A 10,158-nucleotide genomic window follows, 5' to 3' on the forward strand; every position below is an offset into this window, starting at 1 on the left:
CGCTTCGCGCGCGGAGGCGGCCCAATGAAAAATGGCGGACACTCCGAGAAATCCCAAGCCGAATGCGGCCGTCAACGTGAGCCAGCGACGGTTCATGACGAGGCGGTCGCCGCCGCCCGCAGCGCAAACCCGATCCCTCGGATCGTTTGGAGCAGCGGAGGCTTCCCCGGCAGATGGAGCTTTTGGCGCAAGTGATTGACATGGACGTTGACCAGGGCGGTTTCGGAATCGAAACAGCGGTCCCATATTTTTTCTAGAATGAGCGCCTTGCTCACCGGGTTCGGCGCGTGCTCGATCAAAAGCCGGAGCAGCTCGAATTCGCGGTTGGTCAGATCGATGCGCTGGTCGCTCCGTGTCACCGACCGAGCCACGAGGTCCATCTCGATGTCCTCGAAGCGCAATCGATTGGCCAAGGTGGGGCTTTGGCGGCGGAGAAGCGCACGCACACGCGCAAGCATCTCCTGCGTGGAAAAGGGCTTGCCCAGATAATCGTCGGCACCGGCGTCCAGACCGCGCACTCGGTCCTCGACGTCGGTGCGGCCGGTGAGGAAGAGTATGGGAAGCCGCGATCCGGAACGACGCAACTGGCGCACGATGGAGATGCCGTCGCGCTCGGGAAGCATCAAATCGAGGATGAGCAGGTCGAAGGGGTAGTTCTGCGCCAGCCAGAGCGCCTCTTCGCCGTCTTCCGCGACTTCGGCCGTATAGCCCTCGGCCTGGAGAGCAGCCTTCACATGCTTCCAGATCTTTCGATCATCCTCGGCAATCAAGATCCTCATTGTCTGATTCGTGGAGTCGCTAGGAAAAGATCCCGACCGAATACCGACGAAGCGGCCCGGTTGCTCCTTCTTTGCGAAGGCATCGGCCGTTCGAGCAAGCCGGGCTCGCAACGGGGTGGCGAAGCATGGGCCTCCGCTAAGGATTGGTTCGCCTTTGCGGGGCGAGGCGATGGGCCAAGCGCTCCAGGGCGGGTGAGCGATCGTGAGGACTCAGGCGCACCTCGATGAGCCAGAACGAGTCTTTCTGGCTCAATGCGGCCTGAAGCGTCAATGCCAGTTCCTGGTTGGTGCGTACCTGGCAGGCGCGTCCGGCGCCCAAAAATTCCGGCAGTCGGCAGTAGTTCCAATCCAAGAGATCGTTGAAGGGGCCGTCGAGCATGTGACGTTCGGTCGAATAGCCGCGATTGTTGAGCAGGATTACGATTGGGCTCAAGCCGAAGCGGGCCGCCGTGGAAAGCTCCATGCCGGTCATTTGGAAAGCCCCGTCTCCCACGAGGACCAGCGGGCGCAAGCGCGGATTGGCGAGGGCGGCACCTACGGAGGCTGGGATGGCGAATCCGAGGGACGCGTAGTAAGCGGGACTCAAGAACTCGGTTGGTTCCCGGATGATAAGATCCGAAGCGCCGAAGAGAGCCTCGCCGACGTCGGCGACGACGAGGATTTCGGGGCTCAGGATCCGGTTGATCTCGGCAAAGAGCGATTGGACGGTGATCCGGTCTTGCGGCCGGGCCGGCACTTTCCGGATCGCCTCGGTTCGGGATGCCGCAATGCCCGGCAGGACCTTTTTTTCGATACCGAGCTTCAAGAGACCGCGTACGAAATCTTCCAAGCGCACCCCCTCGAAGGAGTGGTGGCGAATGGAAAGCTTCTCGCTGGTCGCATAGATGCAGCGGCTCATATCGAGGGAGGCGGAGCTGCCTCCCACCGTGATGTCGGTGAGAAAGACTCCCAAAAGGAGAAGACAATCGCTGGCCTCCACGTAATCGTGAACTTCGGCGCGTCCGGTCGCTCCTTCGTAAACTCCGACGTAGTGGGGATGCGTCTCGGCGATCACCGACTTCCCCAGAAGGGTGGCCGCCACCGGGATTCCCGTCGTTTCCGTGAGCTGGACCAGCTCCTTTTGCAAGCCGAAGCGGTGGATCTCCACATCCGCCAGAATGAGCGGGAATCGGGATGCGAGAAGCATTTGTCGGGCTTCCTCCAATGCTTCCGCAAGGGCTTGCGGGTCGCTTTCTTCCGCCATCTGCCGCGGCGCGGGCGGGCGACAAGGCAGGGACATGAGATCCCGCGGCACCTCGATGTAGACCGGTCGGTGGTAGCGGCGAGCCAGTTCGATCATTCGATCCACCTCGGAGGCAGCGGTCTCCGGGTCATCGAGGACCGTCGCCCCTACCGTGATTTCCTCGAAGATCTTTCGCTGGCTCTCGAAACTCCGCACCTTATGATGGAGAAGGGGATCTTTCTTTCGTTCGCTGATTCCCGGAGCACCGCTGATGACGACGACCGCCGATTTTTCGGCATATGCCTCAGCGACCGCATTCGCGATCTTGAGACCTCCGACGCAATAGGTGACGCAGGCGGCCCCGATGCCGCGGATGCGGGCGTAGGCGTCGGCGGCGAAGCCGGCCCCTTGTTCGTCGCATGTGTTGATGGTTTCGATTCCGCCCTTTCGGAAGGCGGAAAAAAGAGGGAGAGCGTAATCGCCGGGCACCCCGAATACATATTCGATTCCCTCGGTTTGGAGACGCCGGGTCAAATAGTCCGCGATGCTCAGGGATTCCTTCATAAGGGAAGGTTGCCCAAAAGGCTCCGTCGGGAAAATGAGAAAATGGGCCGGCTCAATTTGGAATCCGCGCCCGAGCCAGCATCTGCCGCAGGAAAGGAGCGGTCGGAGATTTCTTTGCCCGGGCGATTTTTTCCGGAGGGCCCGCAGCGACAATGCGCCCTCCGGCTTCCGCCGCTCCGGGACCGAGCTCGATCGTATAGTCGGCTTCCGCGATCACGTCGAGATGGTGCTCGACGACGACGACAGTGTGGCCGAGATCGACGAGCCTCCGACAGAGCCGAAGGAGTCGCTCGACGTCGGACAGATGCAGCCCGATGGTCGGCTCTTCCAGGAGGTAGAGGAAGCGCTTTGCCGGCTCGGGAGCCAAGGTTCGGGGTAGAGGCCGAGCCAGCGAGGCGGCCAACTCGGTGGCGAGCTTGAGGCGCTGCGCCTCCCCTCCAGAAAGAGTCGGGCTCGGCTGACCCAGTGCGAGATAGCCCAAGCCCGCCTCCGCTACCAGTTCGAGGGATTGGCGGATCCGGGGAACGCTTGCAAAGAAGGATGCGGCTTCTTCGACGGTCATCTCCAAGATCTCGGCGATGGTCTTTTCGCGGTATTCGATTTCGAGCGTTTGGGGATTGTAGCGTTTCCCGGAACAGGCTTCGCAAGGAACCCGGAAGAGCGGAAGAAGGGGAAGCTCTACAGCGAGAGCCCCGTTTCCCTGGCAAGCCGGACATCTGCCCAAAGGGGTGTTGTAGGAAAAGCGGCCGGGTCCGTATCCCCGCTCTCGGGCGCTCGGAAGAGAAGCGAAGAGTTCGCGGATCTGGTCGAAAACTCCCAGGTAGGTGGCGGGAGTCGAGCGGCTCGTTTTCCCGATGGGGGATTGATCGACCAACACGGCGGCGGTGAGCGGGTCGGCTCCGGAAACGGCACTCCAGCATTGCCGCTCCGGCTGCTGGCTGCCGGAGCGCCTCCTTCCCACCGACTGCTGTACCGCTGGAAAGAGGACTCGATGCAAAAGGGTGCTCTTCCCCGATCCGCTTACTCCGCAAATGACCACGAGTTTGCCGAGAGGGAGATCAATCGAAAGGTCGCGCAAGTTGTGCACGCGGATCCCTTCGATTCGCAACCAAGAATCGGAAGGGCCGCAGGGCCTCCGGCGTCCCGAGAGCGGGTGGTGAAGGGGTCGGCCGAGGAGCCGGCCTGTCACCGATGCCTGATCCCGAGCGAGCTTTTCCCAGGGGCCGTCAGCCACGATTTGCCCTCCGAATCGGCCCGCTCCCGGTCCCAAGTCGATCACCCGATCCGCGCGTCGGATGGCGTCTTCGTCGTGCTCGACGACGACCAAGGTATTCCCCTTGGCCCGCAATCGGCTCAGCGTATCGAGCAATCGGGCATTTTCTTGGGCATGAAGCCCGATCGTCGGCTCGTCCAAGACATAGAGAACTCCTTGGAGGTTGTTGCCGAGCTGGGCGGCTAAATGAATCCGCTGGAGCTCGCCGGCGGAGAGAGTAGCGGCCGAGCGATCGAGCGCAAGATAGGAAAGACCGGCTTCCTCCAGAAAGCGGAGACGGGTGATTACTTCTGGGAGGATCTTGGCGAGAACCGGAGCTTCCCGGCCGACGGCCGGAATTCGGGCAAAGGTATCGAGGGCTTGCTCGACCGAGAGTCGGCAGAGTTCGGGCAAGGTCGGTCCGGCCGCGTTCCTTCCGCCACCGAGCGGAAGACGAACCGCAGCGGCGATCGGATTGAGTCGGGTCCCCTGACAAGAGGGACAACGGCTCTCTTCTTCGCCCCGATCGGCTGTTCTTCCGCCGGTCGTCGATCCGTATCCCTGGCAATCGGGACACCAGCCGAGTGGAGAGTGGAAAGAGAAGAGGCGCGGATCGAGCTCGTCGAAGGAGCGTCCGCTGCCTGGGCAAAAGTAGCGGGTGCTGAGCAGCGTCTCTTTCCCTTGCGGATCGACCAGGAGGATGGTTTCCCGTCCGAGCAGGAGGGCTTCGGCGACCAAGCGCTCGATCTCCGGCGCCGGGGAGCCGGGCGACAGGGTCCCGATCCAGACATCGATTGCATGCGTCCGATAGCGATGGGTTCCGGTGAAGCGGCTCGGATCGACCCAGCGGCCGTCGATGCGCAGACCTGGAAGCTTCTTCCGAACCGCCCATCGACCGAGCGCGAGATAATTTCCTTTTCGCCCCCGGACGACGGGAGCCAGCACCTTCTGAGGGACGCTCAGACGCCGAGTGACCTCTTTTAGAAGGGATTCCAGGGATTGGCGCTGGGCGCGCTCTCCGGTTTGCGGATCTCCGGGAACGCCCAAGCGTGCATAAAGCAGCCGAAGAAACGGGAAGATCTCGGCGACGGTCGCGACGGTGCTCTTGGTACCCGGACGGGTGAGGCGCTGCTCGATGGCGACGGTCGGCGGTAGGCCGATTACCGCCTCGACGGCCGGTTTCTCCATTTCTTCGACGAATTGTCGGGCGTAGCCGGAAAGGCAGTCGAGGTAGCGCCGCTGGCCTTCCGTAAAAAGGATGTCGAAGGCAAGGGTCGATTTTCCGGATCCGCTTACGCCGGTCAGCACCGTAAAGCTGCCTAGCGCGATATCGAGGGAGAGCGATTGCAAGTTGTGGTGGTGCGCATTTCGGATCGAAACCAGCCCCGGGGAAACGGGAAGCTCGGCTTCCGCTCGCAGATCGGATCCCGCTGGAAGAGAGGAAAGGGGGAGCGGTCTCTGCTTCTCCCCTGCGAACCGATCGCGGAGGAAGCGGCCCGTATGACTCGTCGGATGAGCCGCGATCGTCTCCGGACTCCCTTCGGCGACGACTTTGCCGCCTCCGGCACCCCCTTCCGGTCCAAGCTCGATCACCCAATCGGCGCACCGGATCACGTCGAGGTTGTGCTCGACTACCACCAGGGTGTTGCCTTGATCGACGATTCGATGGAAGAGACGGAGCAGAGCGGGAATGTCGTCGGCGTGGAGGCCGGTGGTCGGCTCGTCGAGAAGGAAGAGAGCGAAGCGGGCGCATCGACCCGCAGACCCGATGGCATCGGCCAAGTGGCTCAGAATCTTGAGCCGCTGGCTCTCCCCCCCGGAAAGTTCGCTTAAAGGGTGAGCGAGGCGGAGATAGCCAAGACCGATTTCCTCCAGGGGGAGGAGCTTCCGAAGTGCTTGGCGGCAAAATTTTTCTTCGGCGGGGGAAGTAGCGATCTCGGGGCGAAGGAGAGAGGTGGCTTCGGTTACGCTCATGGCAAGAAACTCTTCCAAGGTCTTCCCACGGAAGCGGACGGTCAGGACATGAGGCTGGAATCGCTTGCCTTGGCAAATCGCGCAGGGAAGAAAGACGTCGGCGAGGAACTGCATCTCGACCCGCTCGACTCCCGAACCCTCGCAATGCGGGCATCGGCCGTCGCCCGCATTCAAGGAAAAGGAGAGAGAGGTGAGACCGCGGGAGAGGGCATCCTCGGTCTGCGCAAAGAGGTGTCGAATGGGTTCCCACGCTTTCGAGTAGAGCGCGAGGTTCGAACGGGGAGTTCGACTGAGCGGGGATTGATCGACTTCGTAGAGGGCGGAGATCTTTTCCCATCCCCGGATGGCGGCCTCTTGCCGCCGGAAAATTGCCGGCTTTTGGGGTTGGGACAAGGCGGCGCGGAGGGTGAGGGCAAGCGCGTCATGGACGAGGCTGCTCTTTCCGGAACCGCTTACTCCGGTAATGGCGACAAAGAGTCCGAGAGGAAGATCGACGGTGAGATCGCGAAGGTTATGCACGCGAATCTCGGACAATCGGAGCCGCCGGGACGGATCGATCGCTCGGCGGGTAGCCGGCGTAGGAATTTCCTTCCGCCCGGAGAGATAAGCGCCAGTCAAGGATTCGGCAGACTCCAGAATCCGCGCAGGGGGACCGGAGAAGACGACCGATCCTCCCTCCGCTCCCCTTCCGGGGCCGAGCTCGACGAGATGATCGGCACCTCGGATTACCGTCTCCTCGTGCTCGACGACGACGACCGTGTTTCCTTGGTCCCGCAGCCGGCGAATCACCGCGAGCAGTCGGTCGATATCGCGCGGATGGAGCCCGATCGTCGGCTCGTCTAGGACAAAGAGGGTGTTGGCTAGGCGGTTTCCCAAGCAGATCGTGAGGTTCGCCCGTCGGATCTCTCCGCCGGAGAGAGAGCGAGTCGGACGGTCGAGCGAAAGATAGCCGAGTCCGATTTCCTCGAGGTATTGCAGGCGCACGAGGGTTTCTTCCCAGGCCCGACGCGTTGCCGGATCCCCCGGCGGGAGGGGGAGCGAAGCAAGAAGGCTCCGCGCCTCTTGCACTGGAAGCGCACAGAGCTCCGCGATCGAACGGTCACCGGAAGGAAAAGGGAGCCGATAGGCGCGCGCCAGAGCCGTGAAGCGGGTTCCTCCGCAGTCCGGACAGGTGCGATAATCGCGGTAGCGGGAGAGGAAGATGCGGATGTGGGTCTTGAAAGCCTTCTTTTCGAGAATGGAAAAAAAGCCACGCACCCCGCACCAGAAACCGGCTTCCAGGGCCTTCTCCGCATCGAGGTCCGGGTGTTCGCCCTCGAGGATGAATGCTTGCTCCGCGGGCGAAAGCCGCAAAAAGGGGAGATGGATCGAAATGCCGCGGCGTAGGCAGACCTTCTCGAGTTTCGTTTGCCACCAGAAGAACGATTCCCGGCGGAACGGTTTGACCGCGCCGCCCTCGATCGAGAGGGCCGGCTCGGGAATGGCTCGGTTCAAGTCGATCTCGACGATCCGTCCGAAACCGTGGCAGGTGGGGCAGGCCCCGTGCGGGTTATTGAACGAAAAGAGAGCCGGAGCGGGCGCCGGAAACTCCTTTCCGCAACCGGGACAGAGCGGTCGGTCGGTATACACTCGGCTCTCGGAGTGAGGCGGCCGGATCTCCACCCTTCCTTTTCCTAGCCGCATCGCCTCTTCGATGCTTTGGGCAAGGCGGCTCTTCTCCCCCTCCTCGACGCGAAGCAGTCGCAAGGCGACGAGGAATCGTCCTTCGGCGACGGGCCCTTCTCCCGGATCTTCCTCCGTCCGAACCAGCGCTTCTTTTTCCCATACGCGGAGTAGCCCTTGCGAGCGAAGGAACGAGAAGGCGTCCCGCCGGCCGGTTCCCTCGGGGAAATCGACCGGGAAGCCGATCCAGATCTCTTCACCCGAGAAGTCGTTGAAAACTTCTTGGGCGATTCGCGGAGAAGATGCGGCTTCCACCGGCAGAGAGCAGTCGGGGCAAATCAGCTTTCCGGCGCGGGCATAGACCGATTTCAGGTAATCTAGGATTCCGCTCATTGTCCCGAGAGTGCTTCGCGAGGTGGCCATGCCGCCGCTCTGTCCGACCGCGATGGCGGGGAGGATCCCCTCGATCGCGTCGCAGTCCGGCTTTTCCATCCGTTCCAGAAACTGGCGCACGTAGGGCGAAAGAGTTTCCACGTAGCGCCGCTGTCCTTCGGCGTAGAGCGTGTCGAATGCGAGCGACGATTTCCCCGAGCCGCTGGGTCCCGTGACCACCGTCAGCTTTCCTCGGGGGATTTCCAGGTCGATGGAGCGGAGGTTGTGGACCCGGACCCCCCGGAGGGAAATCGACGGTTGCGGAGAAAAACGACTGGTTGTCATCCTCTTTTGGGATTGGGGAGGGGCAATGGGAAAGCTGCCCTACCATCGGGGTTCGACGTATAGGCAAATCCAGTAGGGAAGCCGAGCAAGAAAGATTCTTTCGAGGCCACGAATGACGAGGCTTGCGAGAAGATAGCGCGTCCCGTCGAATGAGCCAAGCGGCTGAGCCGAAGGAAGCTTCCGCTTGACCCGGTTGCTCGCCGGAACGTATATGCCGATGTTCGGGGAACGGCCGACGCGGGAATGGTGAGTAAACATTTACTTCCGAGCAAGAGGGATCGTGCGAAGGGGGCAATCCGAGGAGCGGCTCTTCGGGGATGTCTTCTGCTGATCGCTCTCGGCCTCGCCGAGGGCTGTATGATCGGGCCCGATTACAAGCGGCCGGCGGTGGAAACTCCGACCAATTTCAAATGGGGCGAATCGCCGTCCAGCGAAAAAGCGGCCACGGGCCAGAATGGTCAGGCGGCGAACGCGACGGTGCATGCTTCGGTCGAAGGGGCCGCTCAAAATATTCGGTGGAGGAAGGCTCTTCCTCAGGATGCGATCGCTAAGGGAGAGTGGTGGAAGATCTTCGATGATCCGGTGCTCGATCAACTGGAAAGCCAGCTTTCCATCGGGAACCAGCAGATCAAGTTGGCTTTTGCGCAAGCGACCGCTTCGCGGGCGCAAGTCGGCCAGGCGCTCGCCAATTTCTTTCCCAACGTAGGAGTCGCCCCATTTTATTCGAACATCAGTTTTTCGCAGAACCAGCCGTTTTTCTTCCAGCAACACCAAGTGCAGGCGCCGGTGATCGGATCGAACGGCCAGCAGATCGGCACCACGCAGTTTCCGGTCGGCTTGCCACTTTCCTGGCAGGAGTACGCGATTCCCGGATATGCCGTCTACGAGGCGGACATTTGGGGCCAGTTGCGGAGGGGGCTCGAGTCGGCCAAGGCAAGCGCGCAGGCGACGCAGGCCGCCTACGAAACCGTCATCCTCTCGCTCCATGCGGAGCTGGCGATCCAATATTTTTTCCTCCGCTACATCGATGCGCAGCTCGCTGTCTACAAATACATGGTCGATGTCTTTCGGGATAACCTCTATCTGGTTCAGAGCCGCTACGACGGCGGGGTGGCCAACGAGCTCGATCTGGCGCGGGCCAAGACCGACCTGGCGACCGCCCAGTCTCAATATATCGGCCTTCAGAACACGCGAGCCCAAGCGGAAAATGCGATTGCGACTCTTTTGGGGAAGCCCGCATCTACGGTGCGAGTGGCTCCCAACGTCTTGCGGGACGCGCCTCCGGTCCTTCCGACCTATCTCCCCTCCGATCTCCTGCAACGGCGTCCCGACGTCGCTCAAGCCGAGAGGCAAATGGCGCGGGCGAATGCGACGATCGGCATGGCCCTCGGCGCCTTCTTCCCGTCGGTGAACCTCTTTGCCGTCGGCGGGCTCATCAGCGACGCCGCCTCGCTCTTGTTCCAGGGAGGGAGTCGTTTCTGGTCGATCGGCCCGTTCATCAATATCCCGCTCTTCGAGGGCGGGCGCTTGGTTGCCGGAGTGGAGTTCGCCCGGGCCTCGTATCAAGCCGCGGTCGCGAACTACCGGCAACAGGTGCTGAGCGCCTTTCAGGAGACGGAAAACGCCTTGGCGGCAATCAAAATTCTTCGCGATCAGCAGGAGGCACAGAATCGGACGGTGGCCTTCGCCAAGCAGCAATATGACGTGTCGCTCGTCCGTTTCAAGGAAGGGATGGTCAACTACATCGAAGTGGATACGACCGAACGCACTTGGCTTTCCGCGCAATTGCTCGACGTGCAGATCCTGGGCCAGCGGTACATCGCCCTTGTCTCGCTGATCCGCGCCCTCGGCGGAGGTTGGAAGGATTACTCGATGCGACCTCTGGCGGCAACACCGGAATCCTCTTCCGTTCCCTCCGAGGCCCATTCGGCTCCGAGGAAGCGGGGCTAATGGCGGAGGATGAGCCGGCCGGTCTCCAAAGACCGGCT

4 protein-coding genes and 1 pseudogene are annotated in these 10,158 nt (G+C 61.8%); 1 reads left to right on the forward strand and 4 read right to left on the reverse strand.

All coding sequences use genetic code 11. The features are described 5' to 3' along the window. Positions 1-92: 92 nt before the first annotated feature. The 4 genes and pseudogenes from FN369_RS07465 to uvrA all read right to left on the reverse strand — a co-directional run. Positions 93-779: a response regulator transcription factor gene (locus tag FN369_RS07465; protein WP_142525551.1), complete on the reverse strand. Its 687-nt coding sequence runs from the start codon at positions 777-779 to the stop codon at positions 93-95. A gap of 136 nt (positions 780-915) precedes the next feature. Beyond that, positions 916-2,565: an alpha-keto acid decarboxylase family protein gene (locus tag FN369_RS07470; RefSeq protein WP_142525552.1), complete on the reverse strand. Its 1,650-nt coding sequence runs from the start codon at positions 2,563-2,565 to the stop codon at positions 916-918. A gap of 52 nt (positions 2,566-2,617) precedes the next feature. Next, on the reverse strand, positions 2,618-5,005 hold the full coding sequence (locus FN369_RS11660; RefSeq protein ID WP_374728766.1) for an excinuclease ABC subunit UvrA: 2,388 nt from the start codon (positions 5,003-5,005) through the stop codon (positions 2,618-2,620). Positions 5,006-5,395: 390 nt separating this feature from the next. Next, positions 5,396-8,170, reverse strand: a pseudogene (gene uvrA / locus FN369_RS11665) (excinuclease ABC subunit UvrA); the annotation flags it as partial. 243 nt (positions 8,171-8,413) lie between these two features. On the opposite strand from uvrA, the gene FN369_RS07480 reads away from it, so the two are divergent. Further along, the gene (locus FN369_RS07480; protein WP_142525554.1) at positions 8,414-10,120 is read left to right on the forward strand and encodes an efflux transporter outer membrane subunit; all 1,707 of its coding nucleotides are present in this window, start codon (positions 8,414-8,416) and stop codon (positions 10,118-10,120) included. Positions 10,121-10,158: the final 38 nt, after the last annotated feature.

The organism is Methylacidimicrobium cyclopophantes, from assembly GCF_902143385.2.
Lineage (GTDB): Bacteria > Verrucomicrobiota > Verrucomicrobiia > Methylacidiphilales > Methylacidiphilaceae > Methylacidimicrobium > Methylacidimicrobium cyclopophantes.